The sequence below is a fragment of the Paenisporosarcina sp. genome (assembly GCF_057785155.1).
This window is the reverse complement of sequence record NZ_JBYNRN010000012.1, coordinates 433,586-459,573: the sequence shown is the minus strand read 5'-3', so window position 1 is coordinate 459,573 and position 25,988 is coordinate 433,586. Positions and strand designations below refer to the sequence as shown.

The following is a 25,988-nucleotide window of genomic DNA, read 5'->3' as shown; positions in this document are numbered from 1 at the left end:
TGATTTAACTAAAGTGTATCATAGGAAGAATGCTAATTGAATGACTATTCATTTAATTTAACTTTATTAAAAAAAATCAAAAAACCATCTATCAGGAGATGGTTTTCAAGGTAGCTTTATAGTTCTGCAGCGTATTTGTTCAGTTCTTTACTCATTTCTTCGATTTGATCAATAAAGACAGAAATTTCTTCTGTAGAAACAGCTTGTTCACGTCCAACGGAAACAACTTTTTCCACTGACAATGTAATTTCAGTCATAGATCGTTTGATGTTTTCAAGCGTAGTTTGAATTTTTTCAGTTGAAGAGACAGTTTCTTTCGACAGTTTTCGTATTTCATCAGCAACGATACCGAATCCACGTCCCATATCTCCTGCTCTTGCAGCTTCAATTGCTGCATTAAGACCTAATAGATTCGTTTGATTAGCTATATTTTTAATAAAACTAATAACTTCATCTGTTTGTTTCATTTCTGATGAAGTATTATTTGATTGCTCAAGAAGATTTGAGGTAATGGCACTTAGACCTTCTGCCCCTTTGGCAATATCCGTTACACGTTCGTTTGCTTTTTCAATAAATTCAACAATTTGATCAGAAATCCTACGTAATTCCTGTTCGTTTTGTTTTTGAAGTTGAATTGCGATTGCGCCAATAACCATGTTGCCATCTGTAATTGGAGTTGCTAATCCTGTAAAGGGAATACCAAAGAATTCAGCCGGTACTTGTGCTTCTATTACTTTATTTTCTGAAATGCATTCAGCTAAAGGCTCAAGCGGATTAATTTTCAAACCTTTTATTGCCCCAATATCAATTTTTTTACCTGGATAATAAGCTAACCATTCCTCGGTATTGGTAATACCGATTCCAATGTCAGGCAACATCTTGTGAATAACCGGTATTACTTGTAAAAAAGACTCTAATTTCGTTTCAAGTTTTTGTTCAACAGTACTTAGATGATTATCTAACATAATAAGGTGACCTCTTCCTAGTAAGAAAACTTTTATAATTCTATATTATCAGTATAGGACAATCTATGTATATAAGCAGATGTGTTGAAAGTTCTATAAATCTACTGTTTATTTAACTCAGTTTATTATTTGCATAGAAAAAGGCTGCCCATTAGGACAACCGACTCCAAGCTTTAATTCTTTAATTTATTCCTTTCAAATTCCCTATAAAAAATCAATCAATCTTTTTTTATCAATTTTTCCAACATGTGTTTTAGGTAGTTCGGCCACAACAACAAATCTCTTTGGTATTTTATAACCTGCTATATACTGCCGACAATGTTCAATCAACTGTTTTTCATCATAAGAATTTGGATGTTTTAGAGCAATAAAAGCTGTAACCATTTCACCCCATTTTGTATCCTTTAATCCGATAACAGCTACTTCTTTAATCATATTACTCTCAATTAAGCAATGCTCGACTTCCAGTGGGTATACATTTTCCCCACCTGTTAAAATCATGTCTTTTTTTCTTCCTACAATATAATAGTCGCCATCAACATCCATCTTTGCAAGATCACCTGTCTTTAACCATTCTCTGTGCATGGCTGCATTAGTTTCTTCATCATTTCTCCAATAGCCAGTGAAAACATGGTTTCCGCGAATCCAAAGTTCTCCTACTTCATTAATCGCACATGGAAGACCGGTATCTGATACGATTACCACGTCCACAAACTGCATACTCTTACCTACAGAACCTTTTTTTATTTTTGCTAATTCTACATCTATGAAAAAATTGTTTGGTCCCGCTTCGGAAAGTCCATAACCTTCTTTAAATGGTAACCCTCTTGACAAAAACTTTTCATATATCTTAATGGGACAAGGTGCACCCCCCGAGAGAAATGCACGAACATTAGGAAATTCACTAGTATTAAATGTCTTAGTTTGAATCATTTCTTGGTACATAGTAGGGACAAATAATGAAATCGTCGCTTTCCATTCTATTATTTCTCTAAGAGCTTGTTCTGCATCAAAACGATGCCCAACAACTACTGTTCCACCTGCCATTAATATAGGAATTGACAAGGCATTAAGGCCGCCCGTATGAAATAGCGGCATATAGGTAACTGTGCAATCAGAATCAGAAAGGCCCCAACTTACAATTGTATTTAAGGCATTCCAATTCACATTGTTATAAGAGAGCTGTACTCCCTTTGACTTACCCGTCGTTCCGCCAGTGTAAATAATCATCCATGGCGAATCAACTGAAATAGACGAGTCGTATTGCAGAGCAGCAGATAATTTGTTTTTCGTCAAAGAAGTTTGTCGATTAAGGACATTCTCTTCAACTAATAATGCGTGTGCTATATGTGTATATGTATTATCCGTTATTAAAAGTGTTGGTTCACAATTGCTTATAATTTCTGTGAGTTCGTTCGTAGTTAACCTGAAATTTAAAGGTACATATATATAACCTTTTAACCCGCATGCAAATAAAATGGCTATCAATTCTGGATGGTTAGCTGCTAGAATGGCAACTCTGTCACCCTTTTGCAGTTTTTTATTTGACAACCGAATTACCCATTCATTAATTAGAACAGCAAATTGCGCATACGACCATTGTTGACCACTATCGATATCAACACAAGCAAGTTTTGCCGGCGCCATTTGTGCACGTTTTAGAAACCAGGTTTGATCGTTATACATTCGTACGCTTCCTTTCTTACATCATGATTCCCCCGTCAACATGAAGAACATGGCCATTTACGTAATCAGATTCAGATGATGCTAAAAATAAATAAGCATTCGCAATATCTTTTGGCACACCTAATCGTTGTAAGGCAACAATGGACTTCATTTGTTCAATAATATTCTCTGGCATTTTCTCCACCATTGCTGTCCTTGTAAAGCCAGGTGCCACTGCATTGACATTTATCCCTTTACGACCTAATTCTTTCGCCCATGATTTAGTCATTCCGATAACTGCAGCTTTAGAAGCTGCATAATTTGTTTGCCCCACATTCCCGTAAACACCACTAACTGAAGAAGTGTTGATAATCTTCCCTTTTCCTTTAGAAATCAAATGGGGAAGAGCGCTTTGCGTACAGTTAAAGACACCCGTCAGGTTGACATCTAATACTTGTTGGAAGTTTGAAGGTTCCATTTTAGCTAACATTGCATCTCGTGTAATGCCCGCATTATTAATTAAAATGTCAATTCCACCATAGGTTTCAACCGTACGATCAATTAATTGCTGGACACTCTCTCGATTTGCAACATCCACATGAATAAATGTTACGTCGTAGCCTGAATCTCTAAGTTTGCTAGCTGCATCTATTCCCGTAGCTTCATCATAATCAGCTAGAACGACTTTTGCTCCTTCTTCTGCAAAACGCTCAACAGCCGCATAACCTATTCCATTAGCGCCCCCTGTAATGATGGCAACTTGATTGTGTAAACGCATGGTTTTGTCTCCTATCCTAAAAATTCTTCTATATGTTTTGTTAATTGTGGAAGATCATCTATTAATGGTGAATGACCACTATTTAATAAAGGTAAATACGTCGCATTATCTCCAAGATCCTCTACGATTTCTTGTGTCATTTGTTCTGAAACGACATAATCCCGATCACCTCGTAAAATGAGTACTGGGATTGAAATGTCTTTTGCTTGGTTCGTCCCCTTAGTGACGCCATTATGCGTTCCACTCATATTGAAACTATTTAAAGAGTAGTAAACGTCAGCTAGATTTCGTTGTGTTAACATATCTGTAACATACTTTTCGTATTGATCTTCTTTTGGTTGATTGTGTGTATAAATCAACGCGTTCCATACTGCTTTTAGGCCTTCACGGTTTTTCGAATCATATAAGCTTTGGATAGCTTTCGTTTTGCCCGAATCTTCTTCTACTTGTTCAATGGTTTGTAGTCGTGTTTGTAAATCTGGTGTCCCATCTGCATTTGTTCCGTAGAAAGGGTAACCTCGTGTAGAAGCTGACGCTAGAAGTACCAACTTTTCACAGCGATTAGGGTAATCAGCAACAAATTGCATGCAAACTGCACCACCAGTAGACCAACCCACTAAATGGAATGTCTCTAAGCCTAGTGCATCAACAAATCCTCTTAAGTCATTAGAGAAATCAGAAATTCCTTGTACGCGATTATGATAACTCGATCCTCCGAATCCTCTTAAATCAAGTGCATATATTTTGTATTTTGAATCTAATTGTTCGATTAAAACGTCCCAGTGTTTAGAAGATGTCATATTCCCATGGACAAGTACAATAACTTGGTCACCACCGTAACGTTCGCGATATGATATTGTTTCACCGTTATCAAGTAATATTTTTTGCATACTATTGAAAGCCTCCTATTCAGAACCCCATTTAATGGTCGTAGCACCCCATGCATATCCAATACCAGCACTTACTAAGACAACAATGTCCCCTTTTTTCAATTTGCCTTGTTGCTCTGCAAGTTGTAAAGAAATGATTTGATCCATTTGACCGATATGTCCATATTCATGTAAATAAATAGACTGTTCTTCAGATAATCCGAGTTCATTTAATACATAGTCATGTGCTGATTTTTTCATATGAAGAATCGCCAAGAATGAAATATCATGTTCTGTATATCCACTTTTCGACAAAGAATGTCGAATGACTTTTAAAAAGTTTTGCATAGATTTTTGTTCCAGTCTTTTTTTCATTCCCTCAGGATCTAACACATCTAATTTATATGCTCCAGACATTAATAATTCTTGTGTTAAAGGAGTTTTAGTTCCTCCTACCGGGACCACTACATCTTCAGAAAATGAGCCGTCTGTCATGAGGTCCGATTCTAGAAGAGCGTTGACATCATGGTTTTTTTTCAAAATCATAGCAGCACCACCCGCTCCAAGGTTAAACATGAAACGAGTACGTTCATTTTTATAATCGATAAAATCACTGTTTCGATACCCACCTGCTAAAAGTACAGTTTCAATCGAGTCGTCCGATAGCATTAAGCTTTTAGCAAGTTTTAAAGCTAAAATTGTGGTGCCACAACGAAGGGCTATATCAAATCCCCAAGCATGATAAGCACCAATCTCTTCTTGTGTTTTAATGGCAGCGGTCCATAATGGATATTCTTTATGCTCTTCTCCGATATAAATCACACAATCAATTGATTTGGGATCAACCTGACCTCGTTTCAATGCATCTTGAGCTGCCCATATACCCATTTGGACAGTGTGATCATTTGGACCTGGGATTGGCTTTTTTGTAATGCCCATTTTATCTTTTACAACATGTAAGGGAACGTTAGATGCAGCAGCAATTTCTTCTGCTGACATTGAGTGGGAGGGTATGTACACACCGGTACTGACAATTCCAATAGGCATCATAACCCCGCCGATCTTGAGTTATTCTCTTTACCGTTTGTTTTTTTCTTTTTGCTAAACCATTTTCTAAAAGTCCCAACAATACCAGAAGGGAAGAAAATAACGGCCAAAATGTAGATGATACCAAAGAAGATAATCCAGCGTTCAAAAATCGGGTAATCCTTCGCAAGTCCTGATAAGTAATGCTGAGACAACTCGATAACGCCAGCCCCTATTATAGGACCAATCAACGTACCCACGCCTCCAATAATGGTCATAAGTAAGGCGTCCAGTGTGATATCCATCGTCAAGACACTGGTATTAACAAACCGTAAGCTTATGGCATAAAATGCTCCTGCTAAACTAGCAACAACACCTGCCACAACAGATGCAATTACTTTGTAATGAAGCGTATTGTATCCTAATGATTTGGTTCGTTGTTCATTTTCTCTTACTGCTACTAAGACGTGACCAAGTGGTGATTGTACAAATCTTCTTAGTAAAATGTAAACCACAATCAAACAGACAAGTACAACCAAATAAAACATGATTCGATCTTTAAAAAACTCTGGAGCACGGAACGTAAACCCATCATTACCTGATGTCAAACTACGCCATTTTTCAGCAAGTACTAAAAATAGCCCGGATAGAGCTAGTGTTAGCATGGCGAAGAAGTGACTCTTCAAACGTAAAGTCATAAGCCCAACAAGGAAGCTAATTATTCCTGCAATGATCATCCCTGTAGCTATAGATAAAATAAATACACTAATTGTAGGGTCCATACGATCTAACATAACTGCTGTCGTATACGCGCCAATACCGAAAAACATTGCGTGACCAAACGATACAATACCTGTATATCCTAGTAAAATATCATAACTCATTGCTAATATTGAAAAAATAAAAATTTGTGTTAAAAGAATCGTCCAACTCCTTGAGTTTATAACAAAAGGGAAGATGAACAACGCAATGACAATGATTGTGAGAAAGATATTGTTCCATTGATATTTAGTAGTCATCTCTTCACCCCTTTACTCTAAATAAACCTTGCGGACGGAAAACGAGTACAATTGCCATGATCATCATATTTACTGCTAACGATAAGGATGGTACATAGTAAGCCATATAACTACCTGTTATCCCTACAATAATAGCGGCTAACAAGGATCCTGGAAAACTGCCCATTCCGCCAATTACAACAACAATGAAACCTAGAATCGCAAACTCCATTCCCATCTCTGCGTAAATGACTCCTGAATAAGGTGCCATTAATGCGCCTCCGAGTGCTGCCAGTGCCGCACCTGCGATAAACACATATAGGAAAACGTTTTTAATATTAATCCCAAGTGCTTGAACCATTTCTTTATTCATAACTCCTGCACGTACAATTAAACCAATTTTAGTTTTCTTAAGGATATATTGAAAAATTCCAAATACAAGAAAGCCCATAATGATAATGAAAACTCGGTACTTAATGATAATGACGTCTCCGACTTCCCAACTACCAGATAAAAACTCGGGTGTCCTAGCAGCTATCTGATTGGGACCAAATACCACTTTCAACATTTCAGTTAGGACAAGCATAAATCCGAGTGTAATTAAAATCTGTTGGACATGGTTACCATATACGGGTGTGATAATTAATTTCTCCGTAATAAACCCTAAGATTATCCCTGTTAAAATAGCTCCTAAAATCGCGAGTACAAAGCTATCCGTTAGTGCATAAAACCAAACAGAAGCATAGGCACCCCAAGCAAATAAACCACCATGCGCGAAATTAAGAACGTCCATCAAACCAAAGATTAACGTTAAACCAGCTGCTAAAAGGAAGATTAACATGCCAGTTGCTAGCCCATTTATCGTTAAATTCATGAGTAGTTCCATGACTGTCCCTCCTTATCCAATTCCTAAATATTTTCGTTTCAATTGTTCATCGTGAATTAATTCTTGCATCCGTCCTGCTTGAACTGTTTCACCATCATCTATAAGTGTGTATGTATCTCCAATTCGACTTGCCATCATAAAGTTCTGTTCGACCAATACGATTGTCGTATGTTTTTTCATATCAACAATGGCTTCCATTACTTTTTCAATGACAATAGGTGCAAGCCCTTTTGAAGGTTCATCAATTAATAACAGCTGACTATTTCCGACGAATGCTCGAGCCATCGCTAGCATTTGTTTTTGTCCCCCTGAAAGATGACCACCATCTTTTTTCCAAAACTTTTTGAGATCAGGAAACAAATTAAGTACGTAATCTTGCTTAGCTAAAGTTTCTTCATCGTCTTTTCGCATCGCCACTTTCATGTTTTCTTCTACGGTTAATGAACCAAAAATCCCCTGGTCCTCAGGAACATAGCCAATTCCTTTGTTGGCAATTCCATAAGTAGGTTTTTTCGTAATGTCTTCTCCTTTAAACAGAACACTACCTTTTGAAGCTGGAGTTAATCCTAAAATAGTTTTAAGTGTGGTTGTTTTTCCAGCACCATTACGCCCGAGAAGCACACTAACTTCTCCCTCTTTTGCTTCGAATGTTATCCCCTGTAAAATATGATATTGATTGATAAACGTATGGACCCCTTCAACTTTTAACAGTGTGGTCATCATAAGAACCTCCTAAATAAGCATTTTGAACGGTTTCGTTTTGCATGATTTCTTCTGGGGTTCCATCTGCCAATAGCTCTCCGTTGAACATAACCATAATAGAGTCTGACAAATCTAATATCATATCCATCTTGTGTTCGATTAGTAGAATCGTTTTATTACCTTCTTCTTTAATCCTTTTGATTACGGCTAATATAGCTGGCACTTCTTCTAGTGACATACCAGCAGTAGGTTCATCTAATAACAGGACATCCGTATCTAAAGCTAATAACATCGCAATTTCTAATTTTCGTTTTTCACCGTGTGATAACTGACTAGCGGCAATATGTTTTTTGGAAACTAATAAAACCAGTTCAAGCAGTTCCTCTGCTTTATGAATGAGGTTTGGATACTTCAGTACGTGATGAATCATTTGATAACGAATTTTCTCTTTGGATTGGACAGCTAAACGAACGTTTTCTAATACTGTTAGATTTGGAAATACGTTGGTAATTTGAAATGAGCGGCCTAATCCTCTTCTTGTTCGTTCAACAGGTGATAAGCGGGACATATCTTCATTTTTAAAATAAACTTTTCCTTCAGAAGGTTTTAATTCTCCACTAATTAAATTAAAAAATGTTGTCTTTCCTGCTCCATTTGGACCTATAATCGATTTGAAATGGTTTTTTGGCATTTCAAAATTCATTTGATTAACTGCTGTATGGCCACCAAATTTGATGGATAAGTTTTCAGTTCTTAAAATTGGAGTCATCGATTTCACCCTTTCTTCTGTCTCTCTCCACATTCAAGAAACGTTCTTAAGCATGGAGAGAGACAGACCTGTTTTCACAGGCCGTCTCACTCTTTATTAGTTTTGGATTGGCGGTTCTGTTTCTGAAGGTGATAATTCTCGAATTAGCACGGGAACAGGATAATCAAAACCAGCTAATTTTTCTAATTTAACAGAGTACATAGTTTGTAAAGCTTGATGATCTTCGGCACGGAATGTCATTTTTCCTTTTGGTGTTTCAAATGACATACCTTCCATAACTCCGATTAATTCATTACCATCTGCATTTCCTTCTGATTTTTTCAATGCTTCTATGATCGAAATGGCAGCTGTCATGCCTCCTGGTGTGAATAAGTCAGGCACTTCCCCGCCATATTTTTCTTTATGCTTCTCTACTAACCAATCATTCACATCATTATCTGGTAATGTGTGATAGTAAACTGAGAAGCCTTCCATTCCCACTAAAGCCTCCATAGTAGTTAAAGCTGGAATATCAGGAGCACCAGTTGAGATTTTGATACCTTTGTCTTGAAGTTTCAAATCTGCAATTTGATTCCAAGGTGAGTTTGCACCCGCCCATACAACGAACAAGTAATCCGGTTTCGCTTCAATAACTTTTTGTAAGTTTGAAGTGAAGTCTGTTGCTGCTGGATCTGCATATTCTTCTAAAACGATTTCAGCACCTAACTCTTCTGCTGCTTTCTTAAATGCTGCAATCCCGTCTCTTCCAAATGAATAGTCTGGAGCAAACGTGGCAATTTTAACGCCAGGCTTAGCAATTGCTGCTGCACCTGCTACAGCATCCTGAGACGAGTTACGTGAAGTACGGAAAATGTATTTGTTAAACTCAGCACCTGTAATACTGTCTGCAACTGCAGGTTCAACAACCATAATTTTTTCATATTCTTCTGCTAATGGTAGGACAGCGAGTGTATCACCTGAACTAGAAGACCCTACTAGGAAATCCACTTCATCTTCTTCGAGTAATTTTGTTGCTTTTTGTACAGCAACTTCTGGTTTTGTTTCTGTATCTTCATAAATGATTTCGATCTTTTTCCCAGCTACCTCCATCGTGCCTTCAGTAGCATATTCAATACCTAATTCAAAACCTTGCTGTGTTTGTTTACCATAAGATTCAAGTGCACCAGTTAACGATGCTAAGACCCCAATTTTAATTGTTCCGCCTTCTTCTGTTTTATTGTCTCCACTTACTGGAACTTTAGTTGTATCCGTGTTACTACAAGCGGTACTAAAAACCAGGACAAAAATTAATGCTAAAAATAACCATGACTTTCTTTTCATGAAAATCCCCTTCCCCTATTTCGCTTTTGTAAGCGTTTTCTTGCTAGTGTTTATTTTATAGAATAGTAGTTACAAAAGAGTTACACGACGAGAAAAGCGCAAAGTGCCTTCTAAACCGACACCGACGCTGGAAAGATCGATTCGAAATCTTGCTTTCGCAAGATGGGGAGGAAGGCGAAGTGCGGGACATCGTGTCCCAACGCCTTCATGACTCGCATCGTGCGAGCCCAAGCTTAGGTGCGAGCTTGCGATTGGAGCACTCTTTACTTTCTAGTCTTATAAAAAAAGGAATAAGTTTTTTTAGCTGTTAAAGAACAATAACTCTGCTTCGATCTTTCTCGAAACAGAGTTATGAATAGCCCATCGTTATAAGTTCATACATTTGTTCAGTTGTTTCCATCGGAGATAATTCAAACTCTTCCATCAACATTTTCACACACCTCTCATACCACATAATAGCCAATGACCGATTATGTTTCTGATCGTGTGCATACATTAACAATCGGTATGCTTCTTCCCATGTATTGTCAATTCTGAGTAACTTTTCAGACCAGTATATCGTTTGATCGAATTGCTGAAGGCGAGTAGAATTTTGCGCTAACTTTTCAATGATTTGTAGATAGGTGTGATGAAAATGATCTCTTTCAAACTGAAACCAATCGCAAAGTGATTGATCAAGATAGAAAGCACCTTTATATAGCGAGACAGCTGATTTTAATAACTCGATAGCTTGCTGAGGATTCCGTTCCTCTAAACCCTGTGATGCCAATTGTTGAAACTTCTGAACATCACTAACCATAGCTGCCTTTGGGTGAATTCTGTACATCGTCTGCTTTCGTATTATGAAGTAGGATTCAGCTCGAGGCGGCCGTTCAGGTTCCAATACATTGAATAGGGCGTTCAGTGCTACTTTAAAATCCCGATTGGCTGTCTTTTCATCTTGGTTTTCAAATAATTCACGGATAAGTTCATCTTTTGGTACAAATCGCTCTCTGTGTATAAACAAATAGACAAATAAATCTTTAGCCTTTTCTCTTTGCCACTTACGATCATCCACTTCATTTAAACCCAGTTTAATAGAAATTGGACCTAATAAGTTGATGTGTAACGTATAACCTGGATACGAAACAGTGTGTACTATCTGTAAATGTTGGCTAATTTGTCTAAGCATTTCATCCTCATGATCAACTTTTACTGCACGCTGGATTAATGGATAAAACTGTTGCAAATCAAATGGGCCATAAAGCGTTAATTTTTCAATGAAAAATGTATACTGCTCTTCGACTATTAATCTAGCGAATATCTTAATCTCTTCAATGAAGATATTTTCATCACTGCTATTATAAGTGCAAACACTTAACCAAAATGACGACACCATTAACCCAAAAGAATCGCCGCATAAAGAAAAATCATGTTGTGCTTGTCTAGCAAATGGTATGGCTTTTTCAAACTCGTTCGATGAACAATAAATAATCGCAAGACCAATTTTTATATAAGCAGAAAACCAAGAATCGTGCACAATTTCCGTTTCTCTCAATCCTTTTTCCGCTAGGACTTGTGCATCGTAATAATAGCCTTGCTTCGCTTTTAAAAGAGCAAGTCCTAAATAAGGTTCTGCTTTTCCTCGAGAAACATTCATTTGGTCCATTTTTTCAATAGCTTGAAGGTACATACGCTCAGGAGAATCCCAAAAATGATCACCATCCACACTTTCCGCATGACCTTTACGAATCAATCCGACTGCTTCTACGAAGCCAGATTTTTCACGGATTCCACTTTCAATTCCTTTTGTTGCATAATAACTGGCATGGGATAATTCCCCGACCATTGCGTTTAGAAGTGCTAGCAATACTGCAGTTTCTCTATGAGAATCGGGTACTAGATCTTCTTCTCGAATGCGGTTTTCTAATAATTGTAATGAAGCCGATAGTTTTCCCATTCTTAATAATATTCGTGCATCTAAATTTCCATCTGTTAATAAATCCTTCGGTAATTGTTCAACTTCAATAAAAGCTTTTGCTTCTCTTGTTTTACCTAAATTAACGAGGTTTTCTGCAAATTGCCGCTTTAAATTATACATATCTGTATTAGACATGTTAGTCGTTTGATTAGCAAAGGCTATTGCGTTAGCTAAATGTGGATCTGCAAGACCCGGTTGAATTGTGTCTAAATAAATATGTGCTAGCCCTGCATGTGCGTAACTCATATAATAAGAATCTTCTTTAGAAGTCGCGAGATGTAAACATTTTTGATACGCTTGTTTTGATTTTTCATAATAAGCGCGATAACGATTAGCTTCTCCTTCAAAATAATATAACGCAGGATACTCCTCAAAATAACTGATCGGGATTTCTTTTAAACTTTCCATAATTAAATCGAATTGTCCAAGTTTCAATAATCTGGGTGCAGTTTTCATTACAATTTGGCTAATAAAATGGGAATCTTCACTTTGGAGTGCCTGATATATGGAGTGAATAGAGTCGCCATTTTCCCAGAAATGAGTAGCGGCTATTTGATGTGCTTGTTGATATTCTTGATAGTTTGTCTGTTTCCATTTGGTCATTAAGTATTGTTGAAATAATGCATGATAACGATAGACCGAATCTTCCCCTAGTTGTTGAATGAAACCATGATGGCTACGGAAGCGTTGCAAGAATACTCCAGCCTCTTCACCATAAAATGTCTGGATAAATTCTTGAGAGAATGTTGGGAAAATCGAGAATTGTAAGAGCCACTTCTGCTCCACCTCTTTGTATCTCGTAAATACTTCTTCTGAAAGATAGTGAAATAAATCTTCTAATGCGGGTTTAAGTGAAACATCAAATGTACTGTTTTCACTCGCGGATTGCATCGCAATTAATTGGATGGCAATTGCCCAACCTTCTGTTATTTCTAATATTCTCTTGGTCTCGTTTTCAGTAAGACTTCGATGGAAATAATCTTCAAAATACACGAGTATTTCTTCTTCAGTAAAAACGAGGTCATGTTCATTGACCTCAAGTAATTGCCCATTCATTTTCAATTTTAGTAGTTGGGCCCATCTTGGTTTTGTCCTTGAAATTAGAACAATATGAATATAAGGTGGACAATGTTCTAATATCCGTTCCATCATAAAGTTTATTGAGAAGACATGATCAATTAAATGATAGTCATCAATGACAATCACAAAAGGTTCGGCAATATGATCTAGCTCATTTACAAACCAAGCATGCCAGGCAATTAATTCTTTCTCACTTGGAAATGCTGGTTGAAACGACCAATCTTTATTAAACTTCTGACCGAAACTAGGAACAATCCTTTGTATACTACCAATTAAATAACGTAAGAACGGTGCTAAATCATCATCTTCTTTAGAAACGGTGTACCACGAACAATGAATTCGGCTATCTGTTAGATATTGTGCTACAGCAGAGCTTTTACCGTACCCGGCCCCGCCAGAAATTAGTGTACATTTTTTTAATGTTATTTGTTTGAATGTTCGCGTTAAAGAAGCCCGTCTCATAAAGGTTTCACTTGCCACGGGTGGAAGGAGTTTAGATTTGAGTAAAGGTAGGTCCATATACTTCCCTCGCTAACATACTTTCTTCCTAAAAGTGTATCATAGCAATGTTCTAAATTGAATGAGTATTCCAAATAAAAGAAATTCTATTCGGAATCAAAATTGACGTATAAACTCTTATTTCATTACATGTTTTACAAGTGAAGAAAATACCTACTTATTTCTGTTTATAGGATAAATCTTTTTAATGTAGTGACTGATGGAGTGTTACTGCCTTAATTTGCGCTGGCCCAAATGTTTAAATCCTCTACTAGAACCCAAAATCTATCAAAACTGCTTCATCTAACATGTGTATTTTAAAATTAAAAAACTGCAGACAAACTTGAATTACTCAAGTTTATCTACAGTCTTCTTTTTATATATGTTTTAGTTTTTTAATTTGTCGCGAAGTACCATTGGTAAAATACCACCATGACGGTAGTAATCAACTTCTACTTCTGAATCGAAACGAGCTAATACATCGAATTCTGTAACAGAACCGTCAGCTGATTTAGCCGTTACTTTTAGAATATCACGAGGTTTTACGCCTTCAGCAATATTTACGCTGATTTCTTCTTTACCTGTTAAGCCAAGTGATTCTGCGTTTTGACCTGGTAAGTATTGAAGTGGTAAAACACCCATCATTACTAGGTTAGAACGGTGAATACGTTCATAGCTTTCAGCAATTACTGTTTTAATACCAAGAAGGTTTGTTCCTTTAGCTGCCCAGTCACGTGAAGATCCCATTCCGTAATCTTTACCTGCTAAAACAACTAATCCAGTTCCGTCTTCTTGATATTTCATCGCAGCGTCATAAATTGCCATGATTTCGCCGTTTGGCCAGTAAGTTGTATATCCACCTTCTGTGCCTGCTGCGATTTGGTTACGGATACGAATGTTAGCGAAAGTACCACGCATCATAACTTCATGACTACCGCGACGTGAACCATAAGAATTGAAGTTACGAACTTCTACTCCACGCTCACGTAAGTACTTACCTGCTGGCGTGTCTTTACCAATTGCACCAGCTGGTGAAATATGGTCAGTCGTAATTGAATCTCCAAATTTCGCAACTACTCGAAGACCTGCAAGCGTTTGAATATCATTAGGCTCTACAGATAAACCTTCAAAGTATGGAGGATTTTGAATGTATGTTGAATCTTCATCGAATGTATACAATGAATCATTAGAAGTTTCAATTGCATTCCATCGTTCGTTTTCATCAAATACACGAGCATATTCAGCACGGAATAATTCAGGTGTTACAGTACGTAAAAGAACTTCTTTTACTTCTTCTGTTGATGGCCAGATATCTGCGAAGAATACATCATTGCCATCTTTGTCTTTACCAAGAGCTTCGTTTTGAAGATCGATATCAACTGTACCAGCTAATGCATAAGCAACAACTAGTGGTGGAGATGCTAAGTAGTTAGCTTTTACTAATGGATGGATACGACCTTCAAAGTTACGGTTACCAGAAAGAACTGAAGTTACTAGTAAGTCGTTTTCGATGATTCCTTTTTCGATTTCAGGAAGCATTGGACCTGAGTTACCGATACAAGTCGTACAACCGTAACCTACTAAGTCAAAACCAACTTCAGCTAAAGGTGCAAGTAAATCTGCATCACGCAAGTAACCAGTTACTACTTTAGAACCTGGAGCAAGAGAAGTTTTCACATATGCTGGTGGACGCAAGCCTTTTTCTGCTGCTTTTTTAGCAACAAGACCCGCACCAATCATAACGAATGGATTTGAAGTATTTGTACATGATGTAATGGCAGCAATACCAATAGCACCTGTAGGAATTGTTACTTCAGAACCATCTGCCATTGTTACTTTAGCAGTTTTAGCAAATTCTTTTTTAGATAAACCAAAACCTTGGTTACCTTGTGGAGCAACTACTGCTTTGTTGAATTCAGTTTTCATTTGAGACAAAGGAATTAAGTCTTGTGGACGTTTTGGTCCAGACATATTTGGCTCAATTGTAGATAAATCTAACTCAACAACATCAGTGTAAGTAGGATCTTCATTTTCAGCAGTGAAGAACATTCCGTTTGCAGTTAAGTATTCTTTAACTACTTGGATATGATCAGCGTCACGGCTAGTTAAACGCATATAATCTAGTGCTTCTTCATCAACTGGGAAGAAACCACAAGTTGCACCATACTCTGGTGCCATGTTAGCAATTGTTGCACGGTCAGCAAGTGGAAGTTTTGTTACGCCAGCTCCGAAGAACTCAACAAATTTACCTACTACACCTTTTTTACGTAGTACTTCAGTTACTTTAAGTGCTAAGTCAGTAGCAGTTGTTCCATTTGGAAGATCGCCAGTCAATTTAACACCGATAACTTCAGGAATTGGGAAGTATGAAGGTTGACCAAGCATACCTGCTTCAGCTTCAATACCACCTACACCCCAACCAAGAACGCCAATACCATTAATCATTGTTGTATGTGAATCAGTACCTACTAATGTATCTGGATACGTTTCGTACGAACCATCTTCATTTTGAACAGCATGAACAACATTCGCTAAATACTCTAAGTTTACTTGGTGAACGATACCTGTTGCTGGTGGTACTGCACGGTAGTTGTCATATGCTTTTTGAGCCCAGCTAAGGAACTGATAACGCTCTGCATTACGCTCAAATTCAAGCTCCATATTCACGCGAAGTGCATCACTTGTACCATATTTATCAACTTGCACAGAGTGGTCAATTACTAAGTCCACTGGAATTGCAGGATTGATTTTGTCTGGATCTCCACCCATTTCAGCCATTGCTGAACGTAGCGCAGCTAAGTCAACAACCACAGGTACACCAGTGAAATCTTGAAGAATAACACGTGATGGTTTAAATGGTACTTCAGCTTCAGGGTCAACATCTTTGCCCCATTTAGCTAATTTTTCAACATGATCATCTTTGATGACATATCCGTCGTGTTGTCGTAAAACGGACTCTAATAATACTTTAATTGAATAAGGAAGTCGGGAAACATTTGCGATCCCTGCCTCTTCTAACGCTGCTAAACGGTAATAATTATACGTTTTTCCGTTTAAATCGAAAGAAGTACGGCTATTGTGTAAATTACTTTTTGCCATGTCTTTTCCTCCTTTAGTCTTATGAAAAGGCTCTCATCTAATAATAGCGACTTTTCTCCAGTTCCTATCATAACGTAGTCTACTTTATAAGTAAATTACATTAAAATTATAGGTTGTCATAAGATATCTTTATGACCTTACAGATTTTTAATCGTATTTTCCAATTGCTTCAAATGTCTTTTTTCGTGTAAACCGACAAATGGAAACCATTGAATAAGTGGGACTTGTCCAAAGATAGGGTGTTTAAATGATTTGCTTTTGAATATTTCTTTGTTGCTGGATTCGTACACATCTAATAAGAAGAGTCTTGAATCATGAATCTCTTTTTTCATTTCTTGTTTTGACTTGAATTCATTTGAAGGTTCGGTGTAACCAGGGGCTTCCACTTTTATAAGACGAGATGTCGTAAGTTGAAAATGGATTTTTTAACTCTCTTGCAATATTCGTACCTATTACTGTTTCCATTCGAACAAGATGTTCGAAAATTTGTTTCGGAGACCATCCTCCACTAGAAGGTGTTTTATTAAACTGTTCATCCGTTAATCCTTCTATCGTTTGAAATAATTTCTTACGAATCTCATTATTCTTTTCTAAAAACATCTCTCTCTCCTTCTGTTAACTTAAAAACCGTTTCTTTTGTTCAGCAGTTGGCAATATACACGATTCATTAGAATCAACTAATCGATGACGATGTTTAGCAATTACCCGGTACAATCCATCTCGTAAAAATCTTGGAAATACAAGACCATGTTTAGCAACTGGAAACGGATTTTTTAAATAAGTGGCTAAAGCTAATACAGCATCAGACTCAACTAACAATTCCTTTCCCTCATAAAACACAATTGAATCAATGTTGTGAAGTTCTGGGTATTCTTTTTTCATTTCATCAGCTATATCGCTCTGAAGAGGTGCAAAAAACACAACGTCACTTTTTTCATTTTTGAGAACAAATTGGACAGACTGTTGGCAAAACCCACAGTTTCCGTCGTAAAACAAAATCGGTGATGGAAGCTTCATCGTGATTCTCCTCTTTTCGTTTCTTTTTATCATACGTGAAAAATATGAGAATAAACAATTTTACATGTTCTTAAAACGCTTCTTATGCGACAATAGTTCATGGTAGAAAGGAAGACTTTAAAATGAATAATTTATTATCTAATAAAATCTCACCTTCTCATGATCCATGGGAAGCATATTTGGATATAGAGAGACATGGAAAACTTACTTTATCCAATATTGAATTTACAACGACTACACTCTGTAATATGCGTTGCGCGCACTGTGCTGTTGGGTACACTTTGCAGCCGAAAGATCCGGTAGCCTTACCTTTTGAGCTTCTAAAGATGCGATTAGATGAGATCCCATATCTACAAACGCTTAGTATTACCGGTGGAGAGCCAATGTTGTCTAAAAAATCAGTTAAAAATTATGTTTTACCCCTATTAAAATATGCACGTGAACGCGGTGTACGGACACAGATTAACTCAAATTTAACCCTCGACCCAGAACGATATTTGATGATTGCCCCTTATTTAGATGTCTTACATATTTCTCATAACTGGGGAACTCTTGAAGAGTTTATTGAAACAGGTTTTGTAAACATGAAACGTAAACCAACTATTGAACAACGAGCTAAATTGTTTAATCGCATGATTGAAAACAGCAAAATGCTTTCAGAGCATGGTGTAATGGTTTCAGCAGAAACCATGTTAAATAAAAACACCTTGCCTTATTTAGAGCATATCCACCGTCAAGTAGTGGGTGAAATGCAATGTTCGAGACATGAGATTCACCCTATGTATCCATCAGATTTTGCAAGCAGCTTAACATCCTTAACACTTGAAGAAACGCGACAAGCCATTCTTCACTTATTGGATATTCGAGATCCAAAAACATGGATGCTCTTTGGTACATTACCTTTTTATCCTTGTAGTTCAAACGAAGAAGATCAAATTCTTCAAAACAGATTAAAATCCGAGCCGAATGTTTCAGTTCGAAATGATCCTGATGGACGTTCCCGTTTAAACATTAACATTTTCACTGGTGACGTCATTGTGACGGATTTTGGCGATGCTCCAGTTCTAGGTAACTTAAAAGGTGATTCGTTACCCAAGATTTTTGAGCAGTGGCTCACATCACCATTAGCTAAAGGTCTCAATTGCCACTGTCCAGCTGTAAAGTGTCTTGGACCTAATGTATTAGTGAAAAATATGTATTATCAAGATCAAACGTTTGTCAGTGGAAGTGTAAAGTAGAAAAACAGCAGCTGAATCGGCTGCTTTTTCCTTATAAATGTTTAAGAGCTTCCCGCTTACTTAAAGGTTTTAATTCTATGGTTAAAACAAAATTCTTTACGAATTCCGGATTCGTTTTCGCATATTCACGCAAAAGCCAACCAATTGATTTTTGAATGAAAAATTCTGGCGATTGATTGTGTCTAAGTATAATATCCTTGAGTAAATCTTCATTTGTATCTTTCTTGTACTTTAATTGATGCAAAATGGCTGAACGGTTTAACCACATATTCTCTGAGCTAGACCACTGTTTCATTATTTCTTCCCCTTTAGCTCTATTGTCCTTTACAATTGAACCGACAATTGTAGGAGCTATAGAATCAACACTATCCCACCATGATTTTTCGATTATTAATTTTTCGATAAAAGGCAAGTCATTAATTTGAAGTGTCTTTATTTTTTTACTTAGCAACGTAATAGCTGCATATTGAAATTCCCTTTCAGGTAATTGATAAATTGCCCAGATTTCTTCTAATAAAACATCCTGGCTTGGCAATTGATAAGCTGAAAAATATTCCTTTACGATTTCTTTTCGCTCCGGACTTTTTATTCCGAGAAAAGGAAACATGTTTTTCATATAAGCTTCCATTGGTATTGCTTTATCTTTATTTTTCATTTCATTAAATGAAGCAATATATTGTTCACGATTCCAAAGTTTCTTCATATAGTTATTCTCCTTTTTTCCAATAAAAAAACGGATAGACTAGCTACCCGTTTTACATAAATTCTAAAATATCAAAAGCTAAATTAAAAATAAATAAGGTGTGAAACATGACAAACCATGCAGCTTGCTTGTTTAATTTGTTACTCATTATGTCGTTCATAATAAGTCACTCCTTTTTTAAAATTATAAGCCTAAAATCGTTAATTTGCAAAATATTTTAACAATTATAGTTTATGGATTTCATAGCTTGAACTATGAGTATTTTAAGTACAATTCTTTTTTGTATATTTCTTTTAAGACTGCACATTATAATGAAACCTTTTCATAAGTAACACTTGTATTTTATATGCAAAACAAATTTTTTTTTTGAACAAGGTTTGAACATTGTGATTTTAGGTTATTTAATTACTAGCAAGACAAAATACTTATACAGAACAGGAGATGACGAACATGGGATTCATTTTATATCTTATTATTGGTGGGATCATTGGTTGGTTAGCAGGACTTATTTTAGGTAAAGATTTACCAGGCGGAATTATTGGTAACATTATTGCAGGTATTATTGGTGCTTGGATTGGTGGATCATTATTCGGAAGCTTTGGACCAGAAGTTTGGGGAATGTCAATTATTCCAGCTTTCATCGGAGCTATCCTATTAGTGTTAATCGTAAGCTTAATCATGCGTGCACTTCGTAAATAATTTGATTTAAAAAGAGTCGATCATTTGATCGACTCTTTTCTTATGAGTTCCCTTCCCCATTTACCTCTCTCTGTTCTTCGTACTTTTTGTAGTAGTACATGACATCTTCCACATACTCATCACTTCTGTTATACATGAAAACTGCTTTTTCAATTTCCCCATTTGCAGCGCCATTACTAGACAAATAATGAGCGGCACTAAACATAGCATCTTCAATTTGATATGGGTCTGCTTTTCCATCTTTATTGGCATCAATTCCGTACCCACCGTATTGTGCAATGATGGTTGGATTGGTTTTTTCGTCTTTAGGAATATTCCCTTTACCTAGCCCTCCGCAACTGGGATGCTGCCACCCAACGAACGTGCAAGGCATAAACTGCATATGACCCTCTGCTCCAACTGGAGATAATAAGGGATCCATCGTGGAAAAACGTGTTTCGATTCGGTGATGTGCGGCTAATAAAGTCCAAGGAATTCCATAGGCCTCCGCGGCATCTTTGTAAACTGAAATATATTCTTCAGGAATCTCCATCTCGACTAAAGTTAAAGGAACTTCTTGAACTGTTTTTGTAAGGGATTGGACAAACGGAATCTCTTGCATTTCATGCCATAGCAAAATCGCCATCACATAAATGGTAATAGTCACTGGTAATAGGAGGAGTATGATCCACCCTTTAGTTCCTGCAGACATTCCTTTAGTCTTCTTTTTCTTTTTCATGAAGTCGCATCCTAGTTTTTCATCAGTTTATCATATTTTCAAAAAGGGTGTCACTTCATTAATTACGGCTGGTCGACCATAATAATAGCCCTGTAAATAATGACATTCCATTTCTTGAAGAATAGATGATTGCTCTAGCGTTTCAACTCCTTCAGCTAATACTTCAAGCTGAAGATTATGTGCTAAAGATACGATGGATTGTACAATGGCTCTTGTTCTCGTTTTATGTAGAGATTGAGTAAAACTTTGATCGATTTTAATTAAATCTAGTGGCAACTCTTCCAAATATTTAAATGAGGAATAGCCTGTACCAAAATCGTCAATTGCAATTTGAAAGCCTGCTTCACGTAACTTATTCAACGATTCCATTACAAAACTTGTGGATTCCATGATGATAGACTCCGTGATTTCGATCATTATTTGATTCGGATTTACTTTTTCGTTTATCACAATTTCAAGTAGTCGGTTTACAAATTCTAATTGATAAAACTGTCGAGAAGACACATTTACACTCATAACTATATCTTTGTAACCTTGTTTATTTAGATGCAAGAGTTGTCTGCACGAAGATTGTATGACAAATTCTCCAATTGGAACAATTAACCCTGATTCTTCTGCTATTGGAATAAATTCAGCAGGTGAAATTAACTTCTCTTTATATTTCCACCTTAATAAAGCTTCGTACCCAATTAACTCTCCACTTAAAGCGGAAATTTGTGGCTGATAGACAACAAATAATTCATTATTAGGGATAGCCATTTTTAAGCCGTTTTCTAATTCAAAGCGATTTAATGCCTTTGCTGATAAATCATTATGATAGTAAACAATGGTTCTCCCTCCTTCTGATTTAGCTTCATGAAGTGCTAATTCAGAAAAACGGATGCAATCACTTGGTACTTGGGCATCTTCTGGGTAAAAAGAGCATCCTAAACTAAAAGTTAAGCTTACTTTTTGATTGAAAATCATCATCGGCTCTTGCAATTGCATTTGTAAATTTAGTGTATGTTCTTTCACTGTATTTTTGTCGATTCCCTTTAATACTAGGATGAATTCGTCTGCTCCCCATCTAGCTAAATATGCAGCATTTTTCTTTGGTGCAATATCTGTCATACGATTTGCCATTTGTCTTAATAATTCATCCCCAAAAAGGTGACCATATTGTTCATTGAATGTTTTAAATCGATCAGCATTGATAAATAACAAACAAAATGTTTGATCTTCTTGTACTAAAAATTCTAATTTACTTTGTAAAGCAATTCGGTTATGTAATTTTGTAAGGGGATCCGTATGTAAAAATGTATGTAACTTCTTTTGAGCTTCATCAATTTCTCCCCAAGAGTATTTTAATAAATAGAGGAGTAAAAAAGATGTGAAGATAATGTAAAATAACCCTTTCATTAAAGAAAAAGATTTAAATTCAGGTACATAGTGAAACATGAATGAATCCGAAAATAAAATCCATATCGTTCCAAAAATCGCATAAATAAAGACGATTCGAAACGCATGAAACTTGTATATAGACTGATAGGTCACGAACCAATTCCTCCTATTTAAAAACCTATACTAGGTATAAAACCTTCTCTATACAATAGTATCGACATTCAGTAGACTATTCTTTAGGGGGGTGAAGAAAAATGTGGCAGGATTTTAAGAAATTTGCATTAAAAGGGAATGTCATGGATCTAGCAATCGCAGTTGTCATAGGGGCAGCATTCGGGAAAATCATTTCTTCTCTCGTTTCGGATATCATTACTCCATTACTAGGCATTGTATTAGGCGGGATTGATTTCACAAGTATTATTTGGACTGTTGGAAAATCTGAAGTATTGATCGGGAATTTTATCCAATCTGTTTTTGATTTTTTGATTATAGCCTTTGCTATTTTTATGTTTGTAAGATTACTGATGAAATTCCAACGTAAAAAAGAGGATGTTATTGAAGAAGGACCTACCATTGATGCGAAAGAAGCTTTGTTAGTTGAGATTCGTGATTTATTAAAGCAGCAAAAATAGGTTAAAAAAAGAACTGGCTTTTGCCAGTTCTTTTACTTTCCATCTTCAATTAATGCTTTCATATCAGTCACAATTTCTTCAGTAGGAACATCGCTTACACCTGAATAGCTTTTAACCACATAACCTTCTTGATTTACCAAATAAAAACTTGTACCATGAGTAACTTGATTTGTATTAGGATCATCTTGAACGATAACTTTGAAAGAGTCTCGCGCAAATTGACTCATATAATCTTGTGCGTATCCAGTTAGTAATTGCCATTTCGATTCATCTGGCACATTATACTTCGAAATGTAATCAGCTAAAACTTCTGGCGTATCTACTTCTGGATCTACACTAAATGCCACAATTTGATAATCTTCAACACCTTGTGCAATTAATTCTTCTTGCACTTCAGTCATATTCATAGTCATTGGTGGACATACTGTCTCACAATTCGTGAAAATGAAGGTTGCTAGCCAAACTTGTCCCTTTAATGTATCCAATGATACTTCTTCGCCTCTATGGGAGTCATGTTCAAAAGAGTCAATTTCCCATTCTGTTTCTGCTTTAAAACTATTTGAGTTACAACCAGTTAGTATGATGGCACTAAGAATGGTCCATGTAAGAAATTTTGTAAATCGAGTCATCATTTCGCCTCACTTTCATTCTTTCTCATCTTATCGAATGATTTTTAAGAATACAAGGAGTGAGGTTTCTTCTTTTCTAACGAATTTGTGTCGTAAGCTTTTATTTAATTTCGTTAAAAGAATATCGAGCGTGAATTTTTATCATTTACCTTCTATAATGGAAATAGAGATAATTTGAGGTGAAAATAAATGGCATTAGATGGTTGGTTTTTATGGTTTATCATATTTTGGGTATTCGTTCTCGGTGGATTATTTGCCATTGGTGGATACTTTATGTTTCGAAAATTTTTAAAGGTTCTTCCAAAAGACGATGGAAAATCGGTTTTGGATTGGGAAGAATACTATGTTGAAAAATCGCTTCATTTATGGGGAGATCAAGCCAAAGCTTTGTTAAATGAGCTCGTAACTCCTGTTCCAGATCTGTTCCGCCCTGTTGCAAAACAGAAAATAGCAGGAAAAGTTGGACAAATTGCTCTTGAAGAAAACGCTAAAACGATTGAACAAGACCACATTATCCGAGGATATATTCAAGCAACACCAAAGCGTGACCACAAATTTTTACGAAAAAAACTAAAAGAAATGCAAGTGGATATGACTCCTTACGAACATCTATTTGATTGAAAAATAAAAGCCGACCTTCAAAATCAGAAGGTCGGTTTTTATTGTGCTTGATGAAGCTTTGTCTTTTTCAACTTATTGAACTGAAGCAACATCGCAATACGCCATGGAACAATCATTCCAAATGCTAACAACCAAAACATACCGCTTAATTCACCTATATCAATAGTCGAACTTAATATCATCTTTGCAATTAGACGAAGAATTAATAAGCCGATAAGGATGAAGATAAAAGCTTTTGATTGTTTTAAATAGATGTCTCCATCTTTTATTTCGAACTTAGAAGTCCAAATGAGAACTGTAGAAAATAGTAATCCTACCCCTACTGCTTCAATAATTTGCATTGGCGGCACTCGAAAATATTCAAAAACAAACATAAGTGCACCTGTAGACATAAAAAGTGGTGGCAAAATAATTTTCTTTGCAGTTGCTGGCTTTTTCGCTGCTTTCATTCGAACTGTCATGACAATGGAACCCATTACAACTGCAATTACGGTAGACCCAATGATGAGCCATTGCGACGGTATTTGTTCAAAAAACATGTTTTTTCTCCTCTATTGCCGTTCATCGATAACAAATTCTTTTGATTTATTTTACATCAAAGTCCATCGTTACATTATTCATTACCTGTTCTAATTGAACTGGGTGGAATGGCTTGGTAATAAAATCTTTCGCACCATTTTCAAGTGCTTCTTTTAATAGACGTTGTTGGCCAAGCGCAGAAATCATGACAATTTTTGCTTCTGGATATTCGGTCGTAATCGATTTAACTGCTTCAATACCAGACATTACGGGCATGGTAATATCCATTGTCACAATATCAGGTTGCAATTCCCGATATTTTTCCACCGCTATTTTCCCATTTTCCGCTTCACCAACAACTTCAAATTGCAATTCTTTGAGCATATTTCCAATAGTGACGCGCATAAATAACGCATCATCAACAACTAAAACTCTACGCATTCTTATCACTCCAAACTATATATCTATAGTTTACGTGTTAAAAGCCTTGAAAACCACCAAAAAATGGTCCTAATAAAGTAATTAGGTATGTCATTCCATCAAAGAACAACAAAATGCCTACGGCAATCATTATATATCCACCAATTTTAACGATTTTCATATTGTGTTTTCGAATCCAATTCATACGTGTAATGAAGAAAGAAAGTACAAAGAACGGGATGGCAAAACCAAGTACATAAGAAAGCATGTACCATACGCCAGATCCTGGGTTAGCTGCACCAAGTAAAAATACAGATCCTAGAATAGGTCCAGTACATGGTGTCCAGCCTGCTGCAAAGGCCATACCAATTAAAATTGTCCCTAAATAACCAGATGGTCTGTTTTTAAATTGAACTTTCCGATCCTTCATTAAAAATTCGGGTTTGAAAACACCCACAATAATTAATCCGAATATGACAATAAAAATAGCGCCAATTTGTCTAATTAAATCTTGATACTGAATATAAGCAGTATTAACAAAATTAGTTCCAAATCCGAGTGCGATGAAAATAAATGAAAAACCTAGAAGGAAAAATAATGTATGCAAGATTCCTCGTTTTTGCAAAATTCCTCGATCAGTTTTCAATTCATCTAATGTCATACCCGTAATATATGACAAAAATGCTGGATACAAAGGCAATGTACAAGGCGATATGAAGCTTAAGAAACCCGCTCCAAATGCTAAAAATAAATTAAGATCGGTACTCATGTTAGGTCGCTCCTTTTCGTTTCTGTTC

General features: G+C 36.4%; 25 protein-coding genes. 4 read left to right on the top strand and 21 right to left on the bottom strand.

Translation table 11 applies throughout. The features are described from left to right. Nucleotides 1-116 precede the first annotated feature (116 nt). From AC3EA5_RS05530 to AC3EA5_RS05465, 14 genes are all read right to left on the bottom strand, one after another. Nucleotides 117-965 carry a methyl-accepting chemotaxis protein gene (locus tag AC3EA5_RS05530; RefSeq protein ID WP_488607408.1) on the bottom strand — a complete coding sequence of 283 codons (849 nt, stop codon included), beginning with the start codon at nucleotides 963-965 and terminating at the stop codon, nucleotides 117-119. 204 nt (nucleotides 966-1,169) lie between these two features. Beyond that, nucleotides 1,170-2,651 carry a class I adenylate-forming enzyme family protein gene (locus tag AC3EA5_RS05525; RefSeq protein WP_488607407.1) on the bottom strand — a complete coding sequence of 494 codons (1,482 nt, stop codon included), beginning with the start codon at nucleotides 2,649-2,651 and terminating at the stop codon, nucleotides 1,170-1,172. Nucleotides 2,652-2,667: 16 nt separating this feature from the next. After that, nucleotides 2,668-3,408, bottom strand: a complete 741-nt coding sequence (fabG, locus tag AC3EA5_RS05520) for a 3-oxoacyl-ACP reductase FabG (protein ID WP_488607406.1) — start codon at nucleotides 3,406-3,408, stop codon at nucleotides 2,668-2,670. Between the two features lie 11 nt (nucleotides 3,409-3,419). Next, nucleotides 3,420-4,298: an intracellular short-chain-length polyhydroxyalkanoate depolymerase gene (gene phaZ / locus AC3EA5_RS05515; protein ID WP_488607405.1), complete on the bottom strand. Its 879-nt coding sequence runs from the start codon at nucleotides 4,296-4,298 to the stop codon at nucleotides 3,420-3,422. A 15-nt stretch (nucleotides 4,299-4,313) separates the two neighbouring features. After that, a complete protein-coding gene (locus tag AC3EA5_RS05510) occupies nucleotides 4,314-5,324 on the bottom strand; it encodes a 3-oxoacyl-ACP synthase (RefSeq protein ID WP_488607404.1) in 1,011 nt (336 codons plus the stop codon). Further along, entirely contained in the window at nucleotides 5,324-6,322 is a 999-nt protein-coding gene (locus AC3EA5_RS05505; protein ID WP_488607403.1) for a branched-chain amino acid ABC transporter permease, read from the bottom strand. Before AC3EA5_RS05505 ends, AC3EA5_RS05510 begins: the two co-directional genes overlap by 1 nt. A 4-nt stretch (nucleotides 6,323-6,326) precedes the next feature. Next, nucleotides 6,327-7,187, bottom strand: coding sequence for a branched-chain amino acid ABC transporter permease (locus AC3EA5_RS05500; RefSeq protein ID WP_488607402.1), 861 nt, complete (start codon nucleotides 7,185-7,187; stop codon nucleotides 6,327-6,329). Between the two features lie 12 nt (nucleotides 7,188-7,199). Then, nucleotides 7,200-7,907, bottom strand: coding sequence for an ABC transporter ATP-binding protein (locus AC3EA5_RS05495; protein ID WP_394188064.1), 708 nt, complete (start codon nucleotides 7,905-7,907; stop codon nucleotides 7,200-7,202). Continuing rightward, nucleotides 7,885-8,658 (bottom strand): ABC transporter ATP-binding protein, encoded by a 774-nt coding sequence (locus AC3EA5_RS05490; RefSeq protein WP_488607401.1) that lies wholly within the window; start codon nucleotides 8,656-8,658, stop codon nucleotides 7,885-7,887. Before AC3EA5_RS05490 ends, AC3EA5_RS05495 begins: the two co-directional genes overlap by 23 nt. A gap of 96 nt (nucleotides 8,659-8,754) precedes the next feature. Beyond that, complete coding sequence (locus tag AC3EA5_RS05485; protein ID WP_488607400.1) at nucleotides 8,755-9,978, bottom strand: substrate-binding domain-containing protein; 1,224 nt, start codon at nucleotides 9,976-9,978, stop codon at nucleotides 8,755-8,757. Nucleotides 9,979-10,327: 349 nt separating this feature from the next. After that, nucleotides 10,328-13,537, bottom strand: a complete 3,210-nt coding sequence (locus tag AC3EA5_RS05480; protein WP_488607399.1) for an AfsR/SARP family transcriptional regulator — start codon at nucleotides 13,535-13,537, stop codon at nucleotides 10,328-10,330. Between the two features lie 366 nt (nucleotides 13,538-13,903). Continuing rightward, a complete protein-coding gene (gene acnA, locus AC3EA5_RS05475; protein WP_488607398.1) occupies nucleotides 13,904-16,615 on the bottom strand; it encodes an aconitate hydratase AcnA in 2,712 nt (903 codons plus the stop codon). A 351-nt stretch (nucleotides 16,616-16,966) separates the two neighbouring features. Continuing rightward, the gene (locus tag AC3EA5_RS05470; protein ID WP_488607397.1) at nucleotides 16,967-17,215 is read right to left on the bottom strand and encodes a DinB family protein; all 249 of its coding nucleotides are present in this window, start codon (nucleotides 17,213-17,215) and stop codon (nucleotides 16,967-16,969) included. Between the two features lie 15 nt (nucleotides 17,216-17,230). Beyond that, a complete protein-coding gene (locus tag AC3EA5_RS05465; RefSeq protein WP_488607396.1) occupies nucleotides 17,231-17,632 on the bottom strand; it encodes a thiol-disulfide oxidoreductase DCC family protein in 402 nt (133 codons plus the stop codon). A 122-nt stretch (nucleotides 17,633-17,754) separates the two neighbouring features. On the opposite strand from AC3EA5_RS05465, the gene yfkAB reads away from it, so the two are divergent. Continuing rightward, on the top strand, nucleotides 17,755-18,870 hold the full coding sequence (gene yfkAB / locus AC3EA5_RS05460) for a radical SAM/CxCxxxxC motif protein YfkAB (protein WP_488607395.1): 1,116 nt from the start codon (nucleotides 17,755-17,757) through the stop codon (nucleotides 18,868-18,870). 31 nt (nucleotides 18,871-18,901) lie between these two features. On the opposite strand, the gene AC3EA5_RS05455 is transcribed toward yfkAB, so the two are convergent. Next, nucleotides 18,902-19,573: a DNA alkylation repair protein gene (locus tag AC3EA5_RS05455; protein ID WP_488607394.1), complete on the bottom strand. Its 672-nt coding sequence runs from the start codon at nucleotides 19,571-19,573 to the stop codon at nucleotides 18,902-18,904. Nucleotides 19,574-20,023: 450 nt separating this feature from the next. On the opposite strand from AC3EA5_RS05455, the gene AC3EA5_RS05450 reads away from it, so the two are divergent. Beyond that, complete coding sequence (locus tag AC3EA5_RS05450) at nucleotides 20,024-20,272, top strand: GlsB/YeaQ/YmgE family stress response membrane protein (RefSeq protein ID WP_394188073.1); 249 nt, start codon at nucleotides 20,024-20,026, stop codon at nucleotides 20,270-20,272. Nucleotides 20,273-20,312: 40 nt separating this feature from the next. Here the strand turns inward: AC3EA5_RS05450 and AC3EA5_RS05445 are convergent, their stop codons facing one another. Next, on the bottom strand, nucleotides 20,313-20,990 hold the full coding sequence (locus tag AC3EA5_RS05445) for a lytic transglycosylase domain-containing protein (RefSeq protein ID WP_488607393.1): 678 nt from the start codon (nucleotides 20,988-20,990) through the stop codon (nucleotides 20,313-20,315). A gap of 30 nt (nucleotides 20,991-21,020) precedes the next feature. Next, on the bottom strand, nucleotides 21,021-22,523 hold the full coding sequence (locus AC3EA5_RS05440; RefSeq protein WP_488607392.1) for a putative bifunctional diguanylate cyclase/phosphodiesterase: 1,503 nt from the start codon (nucleotides 22,521-22,523) through the stop codon (nucleotides 21,021-21,023). A gap of 101 nt (nucleotides 22,524-22,624) precedes the next feature. On the opposite strand from AC3EA5_RS05440, the gene mscL reads away from it, so the two are divergent. After that, on the top strand, nucleotides 22,625-23,002 hold the full coding sequence (mscL, locus tag AC3EA5_RS05435; RefSeq protein WP_488607391.1) for a large conductance mechanosensitive channel protein MscL: 378 nt from the start codon (nucleotides 22,625-22,627) through the stop codon (nucleotides 23,000-23,002). Nucleotides 23,003-23,034: 32 nt separating this feature from the next. On the opposite strand, the gene AC3EA5_RS05430 is transcribed toward mscL, so the two are convergent. Further along, a complete protein-coding gene (locus tag AC3EA5_RS05430) occupies nucleotides 23,035-23,631 on the bottom strand; it encodes an SCO family protein (protein ID WP_488607390.1) in 597 nt (198 codons plus the stop codon). A 189-nt stretch (nucleotides 23,632-23,820) separates the two neighbouring features. On the opposite strand from AC3EA5_RS05430, the gene AC3EA5_RS05425 reads away from it, so the two are divergent. Then, the gene (locus AC3EA5_RS05425; protein WP_488607389.1) at nucleotides 23,821-24,252 is read left to right on the top strand and encodes a DUF2621 domain-containing protein; all 432 of its coding nucleotides are present in this window, start codon (nucleotides 23,821-23,823) and stop codon (nucleotides 24,250-24,252) included. A 38-nt stretch (nucleotides 24,253-24,290) separates the two neighbouring features. Here the strand turns inward: AC3EA5_RS05425 and AC3EA5_RS05420 are convergent, their stop codons facing one another. From AC3EA5_RS05420 to AC3EA5_RS05410, 3 genes are read right to left on the bottom strand one after another with little or no spacing between them, the layout of a single operon-like run. Next, nucleotides 24,291-24,791, bottom strand: coding sequence for a CcdC family protein (locus tag AC3EA5_RS05420; RefSeq protein ID WP_488607388.1), 501 nt, complete (start codon nucleotides 24,789-24,791; stop codon nucleotides 24,291-24,293). Nucleotides 24,792-24,837: 46 nt separating this feature from the next. Then, nucleotides 24,838-25,212, bottom strand: coding sequence for a response regulator (locus AC3EA5_RS05415; protein WP_488607387.1), 375 nt, complete (start codon nucleotides 25,210-25,212; stop codon nucleotides 24,838-24,840). Between the two features lie 37 nt (nucleotides 25,213-25,249). Further along, nucleotides 25,250-25,960, bottom strand: a complete 711-nt coding sequence (locus AC3EA5_RS05410) for a cytochrome c biogenesis CcdA family protein (protein ID WP_394188081.1) — start codon at nucleotides 25,958-25,960, stop codon at nucleotides 25,250-25,252. Nucleotides 25,961-25,988: the final 28 nt, after the last annotated feature.

Excerpts from the sequence above, each read along its gene's own strand:
- AC3EA5_RS05485 (WP_488607400.1), bottom strand. The coding sequence starts at position 9,978 with ATGAAAAGAAAGTCATGGTTATTTTTAGCATTAATTTTTGTCCTGGTT.
- AC3EA5_RS05455 (WP_488607394.1), bottom strand. The coding sequence starts at position 19,573 with ATGAAGAAACTTTGGAATCGTGAACAATATATTGCTTCATTTAATGAA.
- yfkAB (WP_488607395.1), top strand. The coding sequence starts at position 17,755 with ATGAATAATTTATTATCTAATAAAATCTCACCTTCTCATGATCCATGG.
- AC3EA5_RS05530 (WP_488607408.1), bottom strand. The coding sequence starts at position 965 with ATGTTAGATAATCATCTAAGTACTGTTGAACAAAAACTTGAAACGAAA.
- AC3EA5_RS05510 (WP_488607404.1), bottom strand. The coding sequence starts at position 5,324 with ATGCCTATTGGAATTGTCAGTACCGGTGTGTACATACCCTCCCACTCA.
- AC3EA5_RS05420 (WP_488607388.1), bottom strand. The coding sequence starts at position 24,791 with ATGTTTTTTGAACAAATACCGTCGCAATGGCTCATCATTGGGTCTACC.
- AC3EA5_RS05505 (WP_488607403.1), bottom strand. The coding sequence starts at position 6,322 with ATGACTACTAAATATCAATGGAACAATATCTTTCTCACAATCATTGTC.
- AC3EA5_RS05445 (WP_488607393.1), bottom strand. The coding sequence starts at position 20,990 with ATGAAAAAGAAAAAGAAGACTAAAGGAATGTCTGCAGGAACTAAAGGG.
- AC3EA5_RS05465 (WP_488607396.1), bottom strand. The coding sequence starts at position 17,632 with ATGAAGCTTCCATCACCGATTTTGTTTTACGACGGAAACTGTGGGTTT.
- mscL (WP_488607391.1), top strand. The coding sequence starts at position 22,625 with ATGTGGCAGGATTTTAAGAAATTTGCATTAAAAGGGAATGTCATGGAT.
- acnA (WP_488607398.1), bottom strand. The coding sequence starts at position 16,615 with ATGGCAAAAAGTAATTTACACAATAGCCGTACTTCTTTCGATTTAAAC.
- AC3EA5_RS05450 (WP_394188073.1), top strand. The coding sequence starts at position 20,024 with ATGGGATTCATTTTATATCTTATTATTGGTGGGATCATTGGTTGGTTA.
- AC3EA5_RS05470 (WP_488607397.1), bottom strand. The coding sequence starts at position 17,215 with ATGTTTTTAGAAAAGAATAATGAGATTCGTAAGAAATTATTTCAAACG.
- AC3EA5_RS05495 (WP_394188064.1), bottom strand. The coding sequence starts at position 7,907 with ATGACCACACTGTTAAAAGTTGAAGGGGTCCATACGTTTATCAATCAA.
- phaZ (WP_488607405.1), bottom strand. The coding sequence starts at position 4,298 with ATGCAAAAAATATTACTTGATAACGGTGAAACAATATCATATCGCGAA.
- AC3EA5_RS05500 (WP_488607402.1), bottom strand. The coding sequence starts at position 7,187 with ATGGAACTACTCATGAATTTAACGATAAATGGGCTAGCAACTGGCATG.
- fabG (WP_488607406.1), bottom strand. The coding sequence starts at position 3,408 with ATGCGTTTACACAATCAAGTTGCCATCATTACAGGGGGCGCTAATGGA.
- AC3EA5_RS05490 (WP_488607401.1), bottom strand. The coding sequence starts at position 8,658 with ATGACTCCAATTTTAAGAACTGAAAACTTATCCATCAAATTTGGTGGC.
- AC3EA5_RS05525 (WP_488607407.1), bottom strand. The coding sequence starts at position 2,651 with ATGTATAACGATCAAACCTGGTTTCTAAAACGTGCACAAATGGCGCCG.
- AC3EA5_RS05415 (WP_488607387.1), bottom strand. The coding sequence starts at position 25,212 with ATGCGTAGAGTTTTAGTTGTTGATGATGCGTTATTTATGCGCGTCACT.
- AC3EA5_RS05430 (WP_488607390.1), bottom strand. The coding sequence starts at position 23,631 with ATGACTCGATTTACAAAATTTCTTACATGGACCATTCTTAGTGCCATC.
- AC3EA5_RS05410 (WP_394188081.1), bottom strand. The coding sequence starts at position 25,960 with ATGAGTACCGATCTTAATTTATTTTTAGCATTTGGAGCGGGTTTCTTA.
- AC3EA5_RS05480 (WP_488607399.1), bottom strand. The coding sequence starts at position 13,537 with ATGGACCTACCTTTACTCAAATCTAAACTCCTTCCACCCGTGGCAAGT.
- AC3EA5_RS05425 (WP_488607389.1), top strand. The coding sequence starts at position 23,821 with ATGGCATTAGATGGTTGGTTTTTATGGTTTATCATATTTTGGGTATTC.